Source organism: Roseibium sp. RKSG952 (assembly GCF_009711355.1).
In genome coordinates this window covers 1-18,245 of record NZ_SMMF01000953.1, presented here as the reverse complement: position 1 = coordinate 18,245, position 18,245 = coordinate 1, and the positions used below count along the sequence as shown (strand labels likewise).

Annotated in this window: 19 protein-coding genes; 11 read left to right on the top strand and 8 right to left on the bottom strand. The window is 56.7% G+C overall.

Going from position 1 to position 18,245, the window contains the following annotated elements; translation table 11 throughout:
• The first annotated feature begins 4 nt into the window (after positions 1 to 4).
• From E1297_RS34820 to E1297_RS34800, 5 genes are all read left to right on the top strand, one after another.
• Positions 5 to 808 (top strand): metal ABC transporter ATP-binding protein, encoded by an 804-nt coding sequence (locus E1297_RS34820; protein ID WP_155146299.1) that lies wholly within the window; start codon positions 5 to 7, stop codon positions 806 to 808.
• A 3-nt stretch (positions 809 to 811) separates the two neighbouring features.
• Positions 812 to 2,017 carry a metal ABC transporter permease gene (locus E1297_RS34815; protein WP_155146297.1) on the top strand — a complete coding sequence of 402 codons (1,206 nt, stop codon included), beginning with the start codon at positions 812 to 814 and terminating at the stop codon, positions 2,015 to 2,017.
• Positions 2,014 to 2,943 carry a metal ABC transporter permease gene (locus E1297_RS34810; RefSeq protein WP_155146295.1) on the top strand — a complete coding sequence of 310 codons (930 nt, stop codon included), beginning with the start codon at positions 2,014 to 2,016 and terminating at the stop codon, positions 2,941 to 2,943. Before E1297_RS34815 ends, E1297_RS34810 begins: the two co-directional genes overlap by 4 nt.
• A 301-nt stretch (positions 2,944 to 3,244) precedes the next feature.
• Positions 3,245 to 5,110, top strand: a complete 1,866-nt coding sequence (gene mutL / locus E1297_RS34805; protein WP_155146293.1) for a DNA mismatch repair endonuclease MutL — start codon at positions 3,245 to 3,247, stop codon at positions 5,108 to 5,110.
• A 57-nt stretch (positions 5,111 to 5,167) separates the two neighbouring features.
• Positions 5,168 to 6,406, top strand: coding sequence for a DNA recombination protein RmuC (locus E1297_RS34800; RefSeq protein ID WP_155146291.1), 1,239 nt, complete (start codon positions 5,168 to 5,170; stop codon positions 6,404 to 6,406).
• A 20-nt stretch (positions 6,407 to 6,426) separates the two neighbouring features.
• On the opposite strand, the gene E1297_RS34795 is transcribed toward E1297_RS34800, so the two are convergent.
• The 4 genes from E1297_RS34795 to E1297_RS34780 form a co-directional block, all read right to left on the bottom strand.
• On the bottom strand, positions 6,427 to 7,194 hold the full coding sequence (locus E1297_RS34795) for an isocitrate lyase/phosphoenolpyruvate mutase family protein (protein WP_155146290.1): 768 nt from the start codon (positions 7,192 to 7,194) through the stop codon (positions 6,427 to 6,429).
• Positions 7,191 to 8,261, bottom strand: coding sequence for a bifunctional transcriptional activator/DNA repair enzyme AdaA (locus E1297_RS34790; RefSeq protein ID WP_155146288.1), 1,071 nt, complete (start codon positions 8,259 to 8,261; stop codon positions 7,191 to 7,193). Before E1297_RS34790 ends, E1297_RS34795 begins: the two co-directional genes overlap by 4 nt.
• A 72-nt stretch (positions 8,262 to 8,333) precedes the next feature.
• Positions 8,334 to 8,984 carry a ChrR family anti-sigma-E factor gene (locus E1297_RS34785; protein ID WP_155146285.1) on the bottom strand — a complete coding sequence of 217 codons (651 nt, stop codon included), beginning with the start codon at positions 8,982 to 8,984 and terminating at the stop codon, positions 8,334 to 8,336.
• 10 nt (positions 8,985 to 8,994) lie between these two features.
• Positions 8,995 to 9,552, bottom strand: coding sequence for a sigma-70 family RNA polymerase sigma factor (locus E1297_RS34780; RefSeq protein WP_368669792.1), 558 nt, complete (start codon positions 9,550 to 9,552; stop codon positions 8,995 to 8,997).
• 204 nt (positions 9,553 to 9,756) lie between these two features.
• Here E1297_RS34780 and E1297_RS34775 point away from each other — a divergent pair, with 204 nt between their 5' ends.
• The 5 genes from E1297_RS34775 (at position 9,757) to E1297_RS34755 (ending at position 12,853) form a co-directional block, all read left to right on the top strand.
• Positions 9,757 to 10,611, top strand: a complete 855-nt coding sequence (locus tag E1297_RS34775; protein ID WP_155146281.1) for a DUF1365 domain-containing protein — start codon at positions 9,757 to 9,759, stop codon at positions 10,609 to 10,611.
• A 100-nt stretch (positions 10,612 to 10,711) separates the two neighbouring features.
• Complete coding sequence (locus E1297_RS34770) at positions 10,712 to 11,029, top strand: DUF3775 domain-containing protein (RefSeq protein WP_155146279.1); 318 nt, start codon at positions 10,712 to 10,714, stop codon at positions 11,027 to 11,029.
• A gap of 64 nt (positions 11,030 to 11,093) precedes the next feature.
• Entirely contained in the window at positions 11,094 to 12,206 is a 1,113-nt protein-coding gene (locus tag E1297_RS34765) for a hypothetical protein (protein WP_155146277.1), read from the top strand.
• 156 nt (positions 12,207 to 12,362) lie between these two features.
• Positions 12,363 to 12,599 carry a DUF1127 domain-containing protein gene (locus tag E1297_RS34760; RefSeq protein WP_155146275.1) on the top strand — a complete coding sequence of 79 codons (237 nt, stop codon included), beginning with the start codon at positions 12,363 to 12,365 and terminating at the stop codon, positions 12,597 to 12,599.
• 71 nt (positions 12,600 to 12,670) lie between these two features.
• Complete coding sequence (locus tag E1297_RS34755; RefSeq protein WP_155146273.1) at positions 12,671 to 12,853, top strand: DUF1127 domain-containing protein; 183 nt, start codon at positions 12,671 to 12,673, stop codon at positions 12,851 to 12,853.
• Positions 12,854 to 13,000: 147 nt separating this feature from the next.
• Here the strand turns inward: E1297_RS34755 and E1297_RS34750 are convergent, their stop codons facing one another.
• The 4 genes from E1297_RS34750 to E1297_RS34735 are packed head-to-tail and all read right to left on the bottom strand — an operon-like array spanning position 13,001 to position 16,504.
• Positions 13,001 to 14,140 (bottom strand): saccharopine dehydrogenase family protein, encoded by a 1,140-nt coding sequence (locus E1297_RS34750; protein ID WP_155146271.1) that lies wholly within the window; start codon positions 14,138 to 14,140, stop codon positions 13,001 to 13,003.
• Between the two features lie 3 nt (positions 14,141 to 14,143).
• A complete protein-coding gene (locus E1297_RS34745) occupies positions 14,144 to 15,199 on the bottom strand; it encodes a saccharopine dehydrogenase (protein ID WP_155146269.1) in 1,056 nt (351 codons plus the stop codon).
• 14 nt (positions 15,200 to 15,213) lie between these two features.
• Positions 15,214 to 15,828: a glutathione S-transferase family protein gene (locus E1297_RS34740; RefSeq protein WP_155146267.1), complete on the bottom strand. Its 615-nt coding sequence runs from the start codon at positions 15,826 to 15,828 to the stop codon at positions 15,214 to 15,216.
• Between the two features lie 25 nt (positions 15,829 to 15,853).
• Entirely contained in the window at positions 15,854 to 16,504 is a 651-nt protein-coding gene (locus E1297_RS34735) for a histidine phosphatase family protein (RefSeq protein ID WP_155146265.1), read from the bottom strand.
• A 159-nt stretch (positions 16,505 to 16,663) separates the two neighbouring features.
• Here E1297_RS34735 and E1297_RS34730 point away from each other — a divergent pair, with 159 nt between their 5' ends.
• Positions 16,664 to 17,845 carry a Zn-dependent hydrolase gene (locus tag E1297_RS34730; protein WP_155146263.1) on the top strand — a complete coding sequence of 394 codons (1,182 nt, stop codon included), beginning with the start codon at positions 16,664 to 16,666 and terminating at the stop codon, positions 17,843 to 17,845.
• Positions 17,846 to 18,245 lie beyond the last annotated feature (400 nt).

Here is an 18,245-nt window from a genome sequence, read left to right as displayed (position 1 = left end):
GGCTATGTTGGAGCTTGCGGCTGATCAGGGTGTATCGGTGGAAGAGCGGGGCGTGGAAAACAGCCCGCTCGCCATTCGCGGCCTGACCGTTTCCTATGGGCAAAAACCGGCAGTGTTCTCGGTTGATATGACTGTAGAGCCCGGTGCGATGACCGCGATCATCGGCCCGAATGGGGCGGGCAAGTCAACCATGCTCAAGGCAGCGTTGGGAATAGTCGCGCCGTTGTCCGGACAGGTGACAGTCTACGGAAAGCCGCTGGATGATCAGCGCGCCCGTATTGCCTATGTTCCGCAACGCGCCAGTGTCGACTGGGATTTCCCAACCCGTGTTATTGACGTGGTGTTGATGGGATTGTCGCGAGAGTTGGGCTTGTTGGGCCGTATCCGCGCGCGCCACATGTCACGGGCAATGGATTGTCTGAACCGGGTCGGAATGCGCGACTTTGCTGATCGTCAGATCGGCCAACTCTCAGGTGGTCAGCAGCAGCGTGTCTTTCTGGCACGCGCATTGGCGCAGGACGCGGACCTGTATCTGCTGGACGAACCGTTTGCCGGTGTTGATGCGGCAACCGAAAAAGCCATTATTGCTGTTCTGAAATCGCTGAAAGAGGCGGGTAAAACCGTGGTCGTCGTACATCACGACCTGGCAACCGTTACCGACTATTTCGACCATGTATTCCTGATCAATACCCGTAAGGTAGCCGAAGGTCCGGTGGCCGAGGCCTTTACTGCCGAGACCCTGCAAGCTGCCTATGGTGGTCGTCTGGCTACGGCGCAGATCGATCAGATTTCACGCGCATTGGGGTAAATCATGCTTTGGGATGCTCTGACGCTGCAGCTTGGCTATAACGCCACGCTGGTGGCGGTTGGTGCCACGTTGCTTGGTATTTCTGCTGGCGTGACGGGCACATTTCTTTTCCTGCGCAAGCGGGCTCTGGTCAGCGATGCTATCAGCCACGCCACTTTGCCGGGTGTGTGTATCGCCTTCATGATCCTGGTCGCACTAGGGGGTGACGGGCGCAATCTGCTCGGGTTGCTGGCTGGCTCTGCAATCTCGGCCTGGATTGGTCTGGTTGCGATGAACTGGCTCACGCGCCATACGCGTTTGGCCGAAGATGCCGCAATAGGCGCGATCCTGTCGGTGTTCTTTGGTTTAGGTATCGTGCTTCTGACAGTGATCCAGACAATGGGCGTGGGCCGTCAGGCCGGCCTAGAAGGTTTCCTGTTGGGATCGACTGCGGGCATGCTCTGGGCTGATGCACTGATCATCGCATTTGGTGGCGCAGCTACGCTGGTTTTGGTGATGATCATCCGACGCCCCATGATGATGGTGGCCTTTGATCCAGAATATGCTGCCGCGCGCGGTTTGCCCGTGCATCGCATAGACCTTGCCATGATGGGGCTGGTCATGGCTGTGACGGTGGTTGGCCTGAAGATTGTAGGCCTGATCCTGATCGTGGCGCTTTTGATCATTCCACCCGTGACGGCACGCTTCTGGACCCAGCGCGCGGATCGCGTTGTGCTGCTCTCTGGTCTGGCTGGTGGCCTTGCTGGATATATTGGGGCGGCGTTGTCGGCTTCGGCACCGAATTTGCCGACAGGCCCGATCATCGTCCTGGTCAGTTTTGCCTTCTTTGCCCTGTCGCTGTTCTTTGCACCCGTTCGTGGCGTATTGGCTGCGGTTCTGCGCCATTTGCGGTTTCAACGCCGGGTTCATATCCGGCAAGGGTTGTTGGCACTGGCACAAGGCCAAAAGATCTATGAGCCTTTGACTCTGCGCCTGTTGCGGCGTGAGGGGATGGTACGCGCCGATGGCGTGGCGACTGAAACCGGAAAAGCACGCGCGGCCAAAGCGCTGCGCGACGAAAAACGCTGGGAGATCGTGCGCGCTGATCAGGCCCATGAAGCCACCGCAGCGCTCTATGACGGCCTACGCGATATCGAGACCGTTCTTACCCACGACCAGATCACGGAAATCGACCGTCGTATTGGCGGCCCGCAGGAGGTTCGGCCATGAGCGGAGAAGAATTTGTCCCGCTGTCCCTCACACCGATGCTGATCGGGACTTTTGCGGCCATTGCCTGCGCTTTGCCCGGCAACTTTCTGGTGCTGCGAAAGCAGGCGCTGATCGGGGATGCGATCAGTCATGTGGTGCTGCCTGGTATCGTTGTTGCTTTCCTGCTGACCGGTGCAATTTCAACCTGGCCCATGATGCTGGGCGCTGCAGGGGCCGCTGTGGTTGCCGTCGTTCTGATCGAAGCCATTCGAAGGCTGGGTCAGATCGAACCGGGGGCGGCGATGGGTGTTGTATTCACCACAATGTTTGCGGCAGGGGTCCTGCTGCTGGAGCAAACCGATACCTCGACCGTCCATCTAGACGTGGAACATGCGTTATACGGTAACCTCGAAAGCCTGATCTGGCTGGATGCAACGGGCTGGCCCTCTTTATGGGACCTAGAGGCGCTGGCGGGCCTTCCGCCAGAACTGCCCCGAATTGCGTTGACGCTTGCAGGGGTAATCCTATTCACTTGGCTGTTCTGGCGACCACTCAAGATATCAACCTTTGACGAGGGCTTTGCCCGCACCATCGGGATCCGGACGGGAGCGTTGGGCATGGCTTTGGTTATCGTCGCGGCCATTGCTGCAGTTGCCGCCTTTGATGCTGTGGGCTCGATCATCGTGATCGCCATGTTCATTTGTCCGCCTGCGGCTGCGCGCATGATGACCAACAGGCTTGAGGCGCAGATTGCGTGGAGCGTTGTGTTTGCCATTGTCTCGGCCGTGTCGGGTTATGTACTGGCGGGCTATGGACCCTTGTGGTTGGGCGGGGCCGACGCAGTGAGCGCTGCGGGAATGATCGCCACGATGTCCGGGCTTATTCTTGCTACAGCGGCAGTGTTTGGTCCGTGTCGAACCCGCGCTGGCGCTCCATCCGGGGCTTGACGTGGCGCTTTCTTGCCACTCCGTCTCTGCGGAGATAGGCCGATAATTGCCAAGTTTGAACTGCGGTGAAAGCTTAACGAGATTTGTCGATCTGCTCGTGTTATAACTAGTTCAATTGTTAATGAACGACCACCACTCACTTCGGATCGTTCGGATGATTGCGGATCTGTGAGCCTACGATTTGTTGGCCTGCCGCAATCATCCGGACGCCCCCCTCCCGCTAAAATACAATCCTCAAACCGGTGGCAGAATCCCTCAAACCGGTGGCAGAATCGCGTCGGGTCGTGCTAGGTCTAGCGGTATGGTGCAGGCGAACCCCAATATCAGCGAAAATCGACCGGTAATCCGGCAACTCGACGATGCGGCAATCAACCGTATCGCTGCAGGTGAAGTGGTGGAGCGCCCGGCATCCGCCGTGAAGGAACTGGTAGAAAACGCCATAGATGCTGGCGCGACCAGAATCGCCATCGACATCGCCGATGGCGGCAAAACCCTGATCCGTGTAACCGATGATGGATGTGGGATCTCAGCAGCAGATTTGCCGCTGGCCTTGTCGCGTCATGCAACCTCCAAGATCGATGGCTCGGACCTTCTGAACATTCACACTTTCGGATTTCGTGGTGAGGCCTTGCCATCGCTGGGTGCCGTCGGTCGACTAACGATCACAAGTCGCGCTGCTGGGGGCGAAGCCGCCTCAATCCGCGTGGCAGGTGGCAAGATGGAAGCGGTGAAACCCGCCGCCCTTCGCAGCGGAACGGTGGTTGAGCTGCGCGATCTGTTCTTTGCCACACCCGCCCGTTTGAAATTCATGCGTACCGATCGGGCCGAAGCGCAGGCGATTTCGGATACCGTCAAGCGCCTGGCCATGGCGGAACCCTCTGTCACCTTCACTCTGCGCGATGTCTCGGGCGGCGGAGAAGGGCGCGTCGTCTTTCGGGCCGATCGCGAGAATGGAGACCTGTTTGATGCGCTGCACGCCCGGCTAGCCCGTGTGCTGGGCCGCGAATTCGCCGAGAATGCCTTGCAGATCGACGCCACGCGCGAGGGCATTCGCCTCTATGGCTATGCTGCATTGCCGACCTATTCGCGTGGCGCTGCTGTGGCGCAATATTTGTTTGTAAACGGGCGGCCTGTCCGGGACAAAATGCTGACCGGCGCATTGCGCGCGGCCTACTTCGATTTCCTCAGCCGGGACCGCCATCCGGCTGCGGCCTTGTTCATTGATTGTGATCCGACTCTGGTAGATGTGAATGTCCATCCTGCCAAATCCGAGGTCAGATTCCGCGATCCCGGGATAGCGCGTGGATTGATTGTTTCAGCCCTGCGGCACGCTTTGGCGGACGCGGGCCACCGCGCGTCTTCGACCGTCGCCAATGCAACGCTCGGGGCGATGCGGCCGGAACCAGCCTCCCCCGGTCCGGCGCGGGTGTATCAGATGGATCGCCCTTCGCCCGCAGCTCGACATGTCGCGTTTCAGGCGCAGTCTCCGGGATTTGCCGAATTGTCGAATGACTACAGCGGCAGAGCTATCGAACCGGTTCCTGCCCCCGACGCGATCGCTGAGGTACCCGAACCTACGGCCAGCGATCTGCCGCTTGGTGCTGCACGTGGGCAGGTTCATGAGAACTATATCATTGCCCAGACCGCAGACGGCATGGTGATCGTTGATCAGCACGCAGCCCATGAACGGTTGGTCTATGAAAAGCTCAAAACTCAGATGGCTGAGAATGGTGTTGCAGCGCAGGCGTTGTTGATCCCAGAGATTGTCGAGCTATCCGAAGGCGATTGCGCGCGGCTGATGGCAGTAACTGCCGACCTGACCCGCCTTGGGTTGACCATCGAACCGTTTGGAGGCGGCGCGGTGGCAGTGCGCGAAACTCCTGCCATCCTGGGCGAAGTTGATGCGCGCACAATGGTTCTGGATATCCTCGACGAACTTGCCGATCAGGGTGAAAGCCAGACGGTGCAGGCCCGGATCGAGGCGATCCTCAGCCGGGTGGCCTGCCATGGCTCGGTACGTTCGGGTCGCCGGATGCGAGCCGAAGAAATGAACGCCCTGTTGCGCGAAATGGAGGCGACGCCCCATTCCGGTCAATGCAACCACGGGCGACCTACATATGTGGAATTGAAACTGAGCGATATCGAACGGCTGTTCGGGCGCAGTTGATCCAATTTCCTTACCCGGCTAAGAAGGGTAAAACAAAACAAGAACAAATGGGCTGACATGATCGAGATTGCAGGCAACCAGTATAGTTTGAATGACCCGGTGGTCATGGCGGTTCTGATCGGGGCCGGTGTGCTGCTGCTGATTCTGATGTTGCTGTTTTTGTCCCTGCGCGCGGCCAACAGGTCTGCGCGAATGGCCGAACCTCTGGCACGGCAGATGGCACATCTGGGACAGCACGTTCAGCAATTGGGTCAGGGACAAGATCAGCTGCGCGGTGGGTTGCAGCAGGTTTCAGATACACAAGCCAATGCACATGTGCAGGTGATCCAGACCGTCGAGTCGCGGCTGTCCTCGGTGCAGCAGCAGATGAATGATCGTTTGGCAGACAACGCGATGAAATCGGCGCGCGCGCTGGCCGATATGCAGGAACGGATGAAGGAATCCCTGCATGGATCCTCGAAGCAGACTGCTACTTCTTTGACGCAGTTGCAGGAGCGACTGGCTGCTATCGACAAGGCGCAGGACAACATCACCAAGCTGTCAGGCGACGTGTTGTCCCTGCAGGATATCCTGTCCAACAAACAAACCCGTGGTGCGTTTGGTGAAATCCAACTGAACGATATCGTGTCCAAGGCCTTGCCAACAGACAGTTTCTCGCTTCAGGCGACACTGTCAAATGGCCGTCGCGCCGACTGTCTGATCCATCTTCCGAATCCGCCCGGGCCTATCGTGATCGACAGTAAGTTCCCGCTTGAGGCGTATGAAGCACTGATCGGGTCCACAAATGACATGGAGCTGAAAGCAGCGGTTCAGATGTTTCGCAGCACCATTCGCAAGCACATCACCGACATCTCGGAGAAATATATCCTTGATGGGGAAACAGCCGATGGTGCGTTGATGTTTTTGCCATCCGAGGCGGTCTATGCCGAGCTGCACGCCAAGTTTCCGGAACTGGTTCAGGAGAGCTTTGCCAAACGCGTCTGGATCGTTTCACCGACCACCTGCATGGCAACCCTGAATACGATGCGCGCGATCCTCAAGGATGCAAGAATGCGGGAGCAGGCGGGTGCAATCCGCAAGGAGTTGGGGATGTTGCACAAGGATGTTGACCGTCTCGGTGATCGTGTCAGCAATCTTGATCGGCACTTTGGACAGGCGGCCAAGGATATTTCAGAGATCAAGATCAGCGCGGAAAAAGCTGGCCGCCGCGCTCAGCGTCTGGACAATTTCGATTTCGAAGAGCTTGCCCCCGATGAACACCCGAACGTGGTTCCGCTGGGTAAAACTGAGGGCTGATTTCGAACTAAATGCCCGGATTAGACCTTTAGTGCAGCGGTCGCCGCATTGGTGACATTTGCCATGGCTGCCAGATAAGGCGCAGGTCCATGGCTGATCCGCGCGACGCCGAGATCAGCAAGAGTGGCGTGATCCGGAGACTGCCCGATCTGCATGATATTGACCGGCAATGGGGCTTCTGCACAGAATTTGCCGATTAGTTCGGGTGTGATCAGCCCGGGGACGAATATTCCATTAGCTCCTGCATCCGCATAGGTCAGGGCGCGGGACTGCGCCTCCTTCATTAGATCAGCGTGCTCTTTGGGTTTGCTGCCCTGGAAGAAAACATCGGTTCGGGCATTGATGAATAGTGGGATGCTCTTAGCGTCGGCCACACGACGCAAGGTTGCAATGCGATCGGCCTGATCTGATGCAGAGCGCAATCCGACTTCACTAATCAAACGGTCCTCGAAATTGACACCAATCGCGCCCGCGGAAATGACCTGTTCAATATTGTTAGCCAGCGTGTCGAGGTCCCCAGCAAAACCAGCCTCAAAGTCAAAGCTGACGGGCAGATCTACCGAACCAACCATGCGTTCGAGGATTTGCGTGGCAAAGGAAAGCGGCATGTCCTGGCCATCCTTGTAACCCTGTGCTGCCGCCAGTGACCAACTGCCCGTTGCGATAGCCAAAGCGCCGGCTTTGCTGATGGCTTGCGCACTGCCCGCATCCCAAGCGTTGTAAAGGATCAGCGGTTTTCCAGGCTGATGCAGCGCTGCGAAATCGCGCGCCTTGTCGGATTGAGTCATGCAGGATGCCTTTCTTTCGGGGCGTAGTGCCGTTCCAGTTCGATGAGTTTCTGTTTGCGCCAAAGGCCGCCGCCATACCCGGTCAGCGTACCGTCAGCCCCCAGAACACGGTGACAGGGGATAATAATCGCAATCTGATTTGCCCCGTTTGCGCGCGCGACAGCCCGAACCGCATCAGGTCGCCCAAGACGGCGCGCGATATCCGAATAAGACTGCGTGGTCCCAGCAGGCAGTGTTTGCAGAATGCGCCATACCGCTTTGGTGAACTCAGTGCCGTGCAGTGCAAGTGGTAGATCGAACTGGGCCGAGCGGCCCTGAAAAAACGCCTCTAGCTGCGCTTCGGCCTGATCGGTTGGTGCGAAACGGCCAAAACCCAGTGACCCTTTGCAGGCCTTGTGGATCCGTTTTAGCTCGGTAGGCAGCGCTTTGCGATCGGCAAATTCAAGCAGGTGAAGGTGACCCGGATCGCTGATCGCTATCATAGCTCCCAAGGGCGTGTCGAACCAATCGGCCCGCAGCATCGCATTGGCTTCAAAAGCACCGGGCGGCAAACCCAGCAGCTTTGCGAAGGCCTCGCGAAAGGCTGCAGGAGAGTCAAATCCCGCCTCAAGTTGCGCATCGATGACTTTTCCACCCTGTGCCAGAGTGGTTAGACCTGCCTGCAACCGAGCTTGTCGTGCCATGTCCAGAAAGGTGGTGCCGAAATGGCGTTTAAAGGCACGGCGGATGGTAGAAGGGTCATGCCCCATTGCAACGATGTCGGCTTCGCGCCAGCGACGGGTAGGATCGGCCTCGAGTTTCGCCAGAAGCGATGAAATGGCCGGGTCAGATTGGGCGGCCGGTGCCATCGGGCAGCAGCGTTTGCAGGCTCTGAACCCCGCATTCAGGCAGTCTGCGATGGTCGCAAAGAACTGGCAGTTCTCACGTTTCGGTTTGCGGGCCGGACAGGTCAGTCGGCAAAACACACCGGTCGAGGTAACGCCCACGTAAGCGCGCCCATCCCACGAGGGATCGCGTGCCATCAGGGCAGAGTAAAGCGTATCGTCATCGGGCAGATCAAATCTCATGCCCGGAGGTTACCCGAATCCGACGCCATTGCGACGCCGGTTTTCGGGCGTTTATTCAAATTTCCGAGAAACTCAGATCCGAAGGAATGGCTGGAACAAACGCGGCATGAGTTTGGTGAACTTCAACGGCGCGTCAGTCACTGCCAGACAGATACAATCTTCTGAGATATCAGCGACGGGCATATGCTCCAGATCCTGATCCGCAATCTCAACATCACCCCGTGCGAAATGATCAACCTCATCCGAGAACGCGCCCTGCAGAACCATGGTCATCTCGATCCCGCGATGACTGTGATCCGGTACGGCTGCGCCCGCAGGTATGAACAGCAACCGGGCAGTTGCCTCATTGGTCGTTGGCAGGATCGCTTGTTTGACGCCCATACCAACCGGTCGCCACCGAATGTCGTTCACATCTCCGCCGACATAGTCCTGCAATGGTGCGGGCAGCACTGCACATTTCTTGCGCACAGGTTTGGGTGTCGGAGCACCTTGCGAGATCAAAGCCATCGTTGCGGCAAGCGCGCCTGATCCCATCTGCGCCGTCTGGGCCTGGTCTTCCAGAACCTGTCCACCCACAGCCTCAAAGCTCTCGGCCCGTGCGCGGCAGTGGTCGCAGAGCGACAGATGCGTGGCAACCATCAGGTCAAACGCCTCGGGCAGATTGCCGGCAGCGTAGGCCATCAACAGGTCATCCGTCAGGTGATGTTTTATACTCTTGCTCATCGTCGTCATCTCAGTTCATCGCGTGGCGCAAGCGATCCAGCGCCAGCCTAATTCGTGATTTGATCGTTCCCAGCGGTAGCCCCGTCTGAGAGGCAATTTCCCGGTGACTCAGGTCTCCGAAATATGCCTTTTCGATCAGTTCTCTTTGCGCTTCGGGCAAAGCCAGAATGGCCGTTCGAAGCTGTGCAGTTTCCTGCTGCAATGCGATTACGTCATCCTGTTCTGGTTCCGCTTCTGGACCCCAGTCCAGTTCTTCCGGTTCCGGGCGTCTTTGTTTTCGGATCACGTCTATTCGTTTGTTCCGCGCAATCGTGAACACCCAGGTGGCGACCGTTGCACGGCTTGGGTCGAATAAGTGCGCCTTGTGCCAAAGCGTGGCCATGACCTCTTGCGCACATTCCTCAGCCGTTGTCGCGTCAGATCCGGACCGGATCAGAAACGCCTTAACGCGTGGGGCGAAGTGCTGAAACAGCTCGGCAAAGGCCGCCTGATCCTGAGCGTCCCTTATGCGCTTGATGTGGTTCACCCACTCGGCTCTGGTGTCGCAACTCTTTTTTGTTCCGTTCACCGGTTTACCCTTGATGCGTTTATTTGGGCGCCAAGGTTGCGGAGGCACTGAATCCGCCGCAGGTTCATCCATGGTCGCGATGTCAATCTCGGTAAACATAACCGCATTACGGGGCCTTGCCCAAGCCGGATCACTTTGAATGCGAAATTTAATCCGGATTGCGATATTCTTCGTAGTGCACCGTAAGGTATTGCGGAGAAAAGAATGCCATTTGAACAGTTTGAAAGCACACATGCAGAGGGTGCCGTAGTCGGTAACCCCGAACGCTTTCATGACTATGGTTCGCGCCTGGACCGCGTCCAGCATATCGCGGCGCATACCTACCATGGACGCAAAGGCAATATCGAAAACGCATTTCGCTATTCCATCGACTACATCATGCTGGATCCGGAGGATCGACCTGCAACCCCGTCTCTGTTTTCACTGGACCGCTCAAACATCATGGGATGGCGGACCCGGGATCACGGAGGCGATCCAAAGCATGGGCGCGCTGCAAAATGGTTGCGTGAGTGTTTTGATGAACTCGCATTTCCCCAACCTGACCGTATCGAGTTGCTGACGCAGCCCCGGGTATTTGGATATGTTTTCAATCCGGTCAGTTTCTGGTTCTGCTTTGACAATGATGATCAGCTTTACGCAGTGCTTGCTGAGGTCACCAACACCTACGGAACGCGACATAGCTATCTTTGTTGTAATCCCGACATGTCGCCCATTTTGCCAACAGACCGCATCATCGCCGATAAACTGATGCATGTATCCCCGTTTCAGAAGATCGAGGGCACATATACGTTCCGCTTCGACTATCGCTCCGACAGGATCGGTGTGTGGATCGATTACGGTCGTGCGCGGGGGGGGCTGATCGCAACCCTGACAGGATCGAGGTCCGAACTTTCAAACCGCACAATTCTCTGGTCGCTTATACGTCGTCCTTTTGGAGCCAGGCGCGCATTTGCTTTGATCTTGTGGCAGGGCCTGCGGCTTTGGATGAAAAAGGCGAAGTTTCGGCCTTTCAGGAAGGCCCCGGTTCCCAAACAGCCTGTTTCACGATCCCATCGTTAAGATGTATGCGATGCCCCGATTTGTTTGAGTGAGATCAAAGACGCGCATCTGCTTAGCTGTTTGTGATAAACTGAAATCGCGGACAGAGGAGTTTGAACGCATGTTGGAAATCTCGGCAAGAAAAGTTGCCCAGGTCGCCATGATGGGGCGCGAATTAAATCGGGCCGAAGGTGAACTTCGAGCCTTTGTCGACCGGATGAGCGAAGACGAACAGGCCGAACTGGTGGCGATCATGTGGATCGGCCGCGAGAGCTTTTTCGCCGAAGATCTGGCCGAGGCCATAGCAACGGCTAAATCCGAGGCTTCGACCCCCTGCGCCGATTACCTGATCGGAACACCGCACCTGTCAGATCATCTCGAAAACGGTCTGGATGCGCTGGGCATCTCAGCCGAGGACGTCGAAAACGATCTGATGTAGCCAACCATCACGGTTTTGTTGCAACGTTCCACAAAACGGTCCTAAGCGCTTCTCGGACTCAAATTTGTCGCCGAAAACGCTTGGTCGCGCTATCCTTACGCTGATGCAAAGCGGTTTGAAGGCCATTTTTGTTGTAGCCATGTTGTTGGCGCGAATTCTGGATCCGCGCCCCGCTGATGCCTGTGTCGTTTGTATCTCGTTGCCTGAAGCATCGCTTGGGGATCGTCTGCTTTCGGCAGATGTAATTGTTCTGGCACGCCCGTCGCCCGACAACGTATTCAGGTACATACCTGCCGAAGTTCTCAAAGGAACCAAAGAGCAGCTAGAGAACTTGCCCGAGATCCCGTTTCTGGTCGATTCAACAACGCGAAAGATGTTTCTGTCAGATCCAGATCGGACAGTCTTGTTTGTCTACAGTGCTGAAAGTCAGGATCAGGCCGGGCGTAAACTGTCCAAAGGCTGGAGAAAGCTGTTCCTGATGTCGGCGGAACGGTCACAGTTCGTTGAAATCCTGCAAAGTCACGGTATTCACTGGAAACCAGGCATAGGTGGAACGTCCGAACGTATACAATTCTTCGCCAACTATCTTTCGAGTGAAGATCGAGTTTTGCGGGATACTGCGTTGGTAGAGGTCTACCGCGCTCCGTATGCGTTGGTCCGGCAGACGAATGTTTCAGCGCTCACAGATCAACTGCTCGATGATATCGGCAGCATTCAGAGGCTGAACTATGCTCCGGCCTCCATACGGCTTTTGGGTTTGCAGACCGACCCGGATGCGATTGAGGTCGTCCGGTCCCGCTATCTGGCGAGGTTGAAGACAGCGGGGCCGAACCTGCATGAGTGGGCCTTGGCCGGTATCGAGGTGGATGGTACTTTCGCAATTTCCGCTATTGACGGGTGGGTGACGCAAGCTGATTGGCCTAGTGAAGACAAGCTGATCTTGATCCGAGCACTATCGGACGCCGGGTCAGCGATCCCTGAGTTTCGTTCGCAAATTGCTGAAGTTTATGAACGTGTACTAGAGGCCGATGTATCATTGGCTGGGCAGATCGCCTTTGCAATGCGCGACTGGAATGATGACAGGCTTGATCCGTTGTTTCGCGAATTGCTCGCGCGTGAAGAGACGGAACCTGCAACAAGATTTGTTCTTCAACTGGTGCTTGAGCCCGAGGACTAGGTATCGGTTTTAACTGTGACAGGCTTTTCGCATTATCTCCTGACGCAGCTGCGTATTCTAAACATAGATTAATGAAACGGCCCGATTTCGTTAAGCAAGCGTTCCTTTATCTGATCTTACAACCGCAACGAAGATCAGATCAGGAGGAGCACGAAAATGGAAAACGTTCAGTCAATCAAGACGCAAAAAGGTTTGTTTGGTGGCCTGTTTGCCAATTATGCCGAGGCCAGAGTCGAGAGCTTTCGTCGTCGGATCTACACAAAAACAGTTCGCGAGCTGGAGCAGCTCAGTGATCAACGCCTGCAGGATATCGGTATTCCACGCAGCGAAATTCACCGGCGTGCCTATCAGAGCGTTTATCACCATGAGCCCATTCGGCAGAATCTACACTGACCGCTTCTGATTGGTTCATTGAACGCCAATCAACGGGTTATGAGGAGGTACGGGAATTGGACACATATCCGATGCTTGAAACGGTCCCATCCGCCAGCGCTTTGGCGTTGTTTGACCGGGCCATGAGAATACGCGCAATCCGGAAAGATATTGTTGGTGCAGCTCAGGAGCTTGGCCGCTTGTCCGACAGCGAGCTTTCTGATCTTGGGATCAACCGCAGCGATATCGATGAAACGATCGAAAGATACATTTGAATACTGATGTCATTTGATCAGCGATCCGCGCCAGACGTAAAAGCAAAGGGCCATTCCGTAAGTTCAGGAATGGCCCTTGCTTTTTCAGGTATCAGACGCGGCAAATAAGAAATCCGACAGCGTATTCCGCTCGTCCGAGTTTCGTCATTAGGTGTGATCGACGATCTGAAGGTGTTGTGCCAGCTTGTCGATCTCTGCCATCCAGCCCTGCACCAGTTTCGGATCGCTGGGGGCGGCGTGTACGCCGGCCGGGATCTCTCGGTTCAGTACGGCCTCAACCGCAAGTGAAACGGGAATTGAAACCAACCGCGCCATGGCGGTTCCGCGCTCGTCACCCCATGCATCCATCACATAGGTTTTGTTCCAGACTTCGCGGCCTTCGTTCTCTGCCTTAAGCCCAACGCAAAGGACAACCCGGTCCGGCTCGCCTTCGTCATAGGCGTTCTCATCCCAGAACTGATCCGACATTTCCTTCAGTCGGGCGTCACCTTCCGGGCCGGACAAGGTTTCGATTTCGCTGAATACGCCGGACCATGCATCGGACCACCCGTTCAACCGCAATGTGCCCCGGACGAATTCCTTGACCGGCCAGTGCTTTTCGAAATGATATTGTTGCATGAAGGGCAGTGAATCCCGGTTCGGATAAACTTCAAAGCTTTCCGGGGACGGTAGCGGGGCGATGTAGGTGCTGATCGCATCCCAAGGGCGCGCCACGTCAAGCGGGGCGTAATTCCGGATCGATCTGGACGGAGACCGCAAAGCCTTGAGTACGCCGAGTGGTGACCAGCTGAACTTGTAGCGGAACGGATTGGGGTTCTTGGGGATGCCGCCGCAGTAAGAGATAAAGCTCAGATGGTTTTCCGGATCAAACGCATCCGAGGCGCGGTAGTCATCAACCAGTGCGTGGGCCATCAGGTGGTCGATGCCTGGGTCCAGCCCAACCTCGTTCACCAATGCCACACCGGCCTCAAGTGCCTTGTCATCCAACGCACGCATCTCGGGCGCGATGTAGGAGGATGAAACGAAATTCGCACCTTTCGAGATGGCAAGTTCAGCCAGAGGTACATGCCAATCTCCGGGCAGCATCGAGACGATCACGTCGCCGGGTTTCAGAACCTCGGCAATCGCGTCAATGTCGAAGGCATGGATGTCATCGGTCAGATCACCGATTTCAGCCTTTGCCTTTTCGATAGTCCGGTTCCATACGGTAACCTTGTGATCCGCCTCGATCAGGCGGCGAAGGCCGGGGATGGCCGACAGGCCTGTACCACACCAATGAATCGTCATCGCTCAGATCCCTTCGATATGAGTGTTGTAGGTAGCCGCTGCCCGGCCCCAGACGCCGTTTTCCAGATCAGTCAGGGTCAGGAGCGAAGGTAGCAATTGCGCTGCGTAATCTTCGGAGCTTTCGACTGGCAGCATCGACGGTAGGTTGTCGATGGCCGTCACATCCAGAATAGGATCAGTGGCGACACGCTGGGCAGGATGGTTCCAGGTGGTGGCCCGGTCATAGACAGGTACCGGGTTATAGTCGCTGTCCGGATCGCAGGCGACGTCGCCAATGGCAGTCAGATTGCGCTGCGCAGTAAGTGCTTCGCGTGGGACAAAGACCGGCGTGCCGGGACGGGCAAAGATGCAGTTCAGGAACAGATCATGTTCAAGGATCTCGGGAAAAGGCCCGCCGCTTGCGGTTTCTGCCATGTCCCATTTTGTGACACTGACGCCCATAGCCTCGCATAAATCTGCAGCACCGGTGCCAACACGTCCCAGCGCACCGATTACAATGGCGCGCGGGCGCGCTTGCTCGGTCGCATCCAATTCGGCCAACAGTTCGGCGTTCAGGACATCCTTGCCGGGGTAGACGCCGACGGGCGGACATTCTTCACCCCGTTGCTGAGCGGCCCAGGTCTTGAGTGTGACTGCCGCGCCTGCATATCCGGCCCAGTATCCAAAGGCGGCGACGCGCCGGCCATTCTCTTCCACAAGGTATTCCAGATCATAAAGGGTGCCGCCGCCAGCCTTAAACCGCTCTAGCAACGCACGACCGGAATGCTGGCCCTTGTAGGCATGACCAAACATGATGTGGCGGTGGGGCAGGGGTGTGCCATCCTCGGGCAGTTCCTTGAGGCCGAAGATGATCGCATCGGCCGGGGCCTCGGGCCACGAGTTTTCAGCCGCGATCTCACACCCGGCATCCTTGTAGCCATCGATCGGGATTGCCCGGACGTGGCTTTCCTCGACGGTGACACGAATACCCGAGGCGATCAGTGCCTTCGCGCCTTCGGGCGTCAGGCCCACCCGTTCTTCGTTCGGGCGTTGTTCTGCCCGGACCCAGAGATGTGTCATGTATATTCCTTTTGTCAGAGCATTCCGGCGGCACGAACCGCCTGAACCGAGGCGCGTGCCTCCATCGCCTCACGGAAGGCGAGAATTTTCGGAAAGGTCGGGACATCGACACCGTCGCCTTCCAGCCAGCTGCAGACCACATACAGGTATGCGTCGGCCAGCGAGAACGCCTCGCCCAGCACAAACGGCCCGCGCAGTCCGTTCGAGCAGATGTAGTCACAGGACGCTGTCATGGTCTGTGCTACCTTTTCCTTCATGTCTTTCCAGCTGGATTTCTTGTCGGCCCAGCGATGTCCGCGCATTTTATGTGCGTGGTTCACGTGCATGGTCGATGCAAGGTAGTACATCACTTCCCGCATCCGCGCTGCCATCACCGGATCGACGGGAACCAGTCCCGCCTGAGGTGCCTTCGCGGCTACATACTCCAGTAGGGCGCCCGTTTCCGTCAGAATACCGCCATCGACAACCAGTGCGGGAACCCGTCCTTTGGGGTTGATCTGCTTGTAGGCCGGTTGCGTTTGCTCACCGCTTGCGAAATCCAGACGGATTGCTTCGTATTCCTGACCGGCTTCTTCCAGCGCGATGGCCACGGCGACCGAAATGGTTCTGGGAGCGTAGTAGAGCTGCATGAGGGAACTCCGTTGTTTGTGCCGGTCAAAGGTGGGTCTGGGCAAAGTGCCGTTCGGGCGATTCCAGATGTGGGACGGCATTGAACAGGACCGGGCTTAGCTGAGCGCCGATCGGGTAAAGACGGTGCATTGATGTGTTCATGATCGCAAGGGCCACTCGGGCCATCGACTGGATATCCAGACCCATGGCCTGTCGAACCACCATCGAGATCAGGCCGCCCGAAGTTACCACAATTGCCGGACCACCTTCGGTTCCGATGTCTTTCAGGGCATCAGATACGCGTGTTTCGAACTCGTCGAATGTTTCCGGTGCATTCCTGATGTCGCCATTGGCCCAAGCGTCAAAGGTTCGGGGCAGATGCTGCACGAACCCTTCGCGATCTGTTGGAATGGCTACTCCGTGCTGCTCTTCGAACAGTTTCGCAATATTAAAATACTCGATCTCGTTCAGCCGTGCATCCCGGATCGGTTCGGGCAAGCCCATGCTGGCAGCGGTTTCAGCGTGACGTTTCAGGGTGCCGCAATAGACTCGGGGATGGTGGGCGTGAGTGTCCCGCAAATGCGCCCCAAGCCAGCGCGCCTGCTGGTGACCCAGATCGCTCAGCTTGTCATAATTTTCCTCGTCCCGGGCTGTGGTGTTGGCCTGTCCGTGACGAACCAGTGTGATATGTGACATGACGGTCCCTCTTGCAGGCAAGTCTTAGGGCAGGTTCCGTGCCGGGACCAGAGGGGTTTGATCGGCAACGGGCAAAAATCGTCGCATATCGATACATCACAGCTTGCCGGGCCAGATGCCGGGTCTATGGTTGGGCCGTTCGGAAAATTGGGGAACGTCATGACGGTAAATGAAAACCGGTTTCTGGCTGATCTGCACAAGCTGCGTGAATTCGGGGCGTCGGGTATCGCCAAGGGTGTGGTAAGACCTGCTTATTCCGATGCTGATATTGCGGCGCGACGCTGGCTGGCCGGACGGATGGAGGAAGCCGGACTGCGCCCTCATTTTGATCCGGTGGGCAATTTGTTTGGTATGGCACCGGGTACCTCTCTGCTGATGGGATCTCATTCCGACAGCCAGCCCGAAGGAGGGTGGCTGGATGGCGCGCTGGGCGTCATCGCGGCTTTGGAAATCGCGCGTTCCAGTGACAGACCAATCTCCGTCGTCAGCTTTCAGGATGAAGAGGGCCGGTTTGGTGTAACAACGGGTTCGGCTGTCTGGTCGGGTACTCTCGACCTTGCAAAGGCGGATACACTGACCGACCACTCAGGTACGAGTTTTGCGGCGGCCCGATCATCCATGTCAGATATGGCACAGGGTTTTGTCGATCCCGCCCGGTTCTCAGGCTTTATCGAGATGCACATCGAACAAGGGCCAACGCTGGATGCTGAAGGTGACCTGATCGGTGTGGTGACCGATATCGTTGGTATTCGTGACATGGTGATCAGCTTTGAGGGTCAGCAAAACCATGCCGGTACCACCCCGATGCATCTGCGCCGCGATGCGTTTCAGGCACTTTCGCTATTCAACGCCGAGATAAATGATCGGTTTCAGAATGTGGTGACGCCCCAAACCGTCTGGACGATTGGCCATGTGGATGTCCATCCAAACGCCTCTTCCATTGTTCCCGGGCGTGTCCGGTTTTCCATGCAGTGGCGTGACGGAGACGCAGACCGTCTGCGGCGTATGGAAGAGATTATCCGGGGCGTCGCGCAGGAAGTGGCTGACCGTGTTGGAATGGATCTCAGTTTCGGTCCGATGCTGGGTCTTGAGCCGGTCGCGATGGATCAGCGTCTGCGCCTTGCGCTGGAAGCCGGGGCAGAGCAGATCGCACCCAATCAGTGGCGCCGGATGCCTTCTGGCGCGCTGCACGATGCAACCAATGTGTCCCGCCTCATGCCGGTCGCTATGCTGTTTGTGCCTTCAATCAATGGGATCAGTCACGATTTTGCCGAGGACACATCCGAAAGTGATCTGGTTGCCGGACTAAATGTGCTGGGGCAGGCTGTCGAACAGTTGTGAAATTGAATGCGGCCCTCGCGTTGCCTTGATGATCTCATAAGACCCCGCCGGTTCTATTGAAATGCGTGCCTGAGTTTCTTCCTGTTATTCTAAGACGGGCTGAGATGTTGTGAAACGGAGAAAAGTTTCCTATAGGAGACATAAGGGCGGCATGCTGCTGTATACCATCCTTGCATCACCCCGATCTGGGCGTCCACGAACCACAGCGACCTGATTTTGAAACCAGCGCAATGTTGTCGATTTTTTTCATACCCGTCCCGCTGAGCCACCAGTGTCATGGTTTATGGATCGACACGTTTCCCGAGTTGACCAAACAATCATTGCAATGTGCGCCATGTTCTCCAACGATGTCAGATACCTGCCGGATTCAGCTAAAAGAGAGGTTTATGAGATGCCTGGT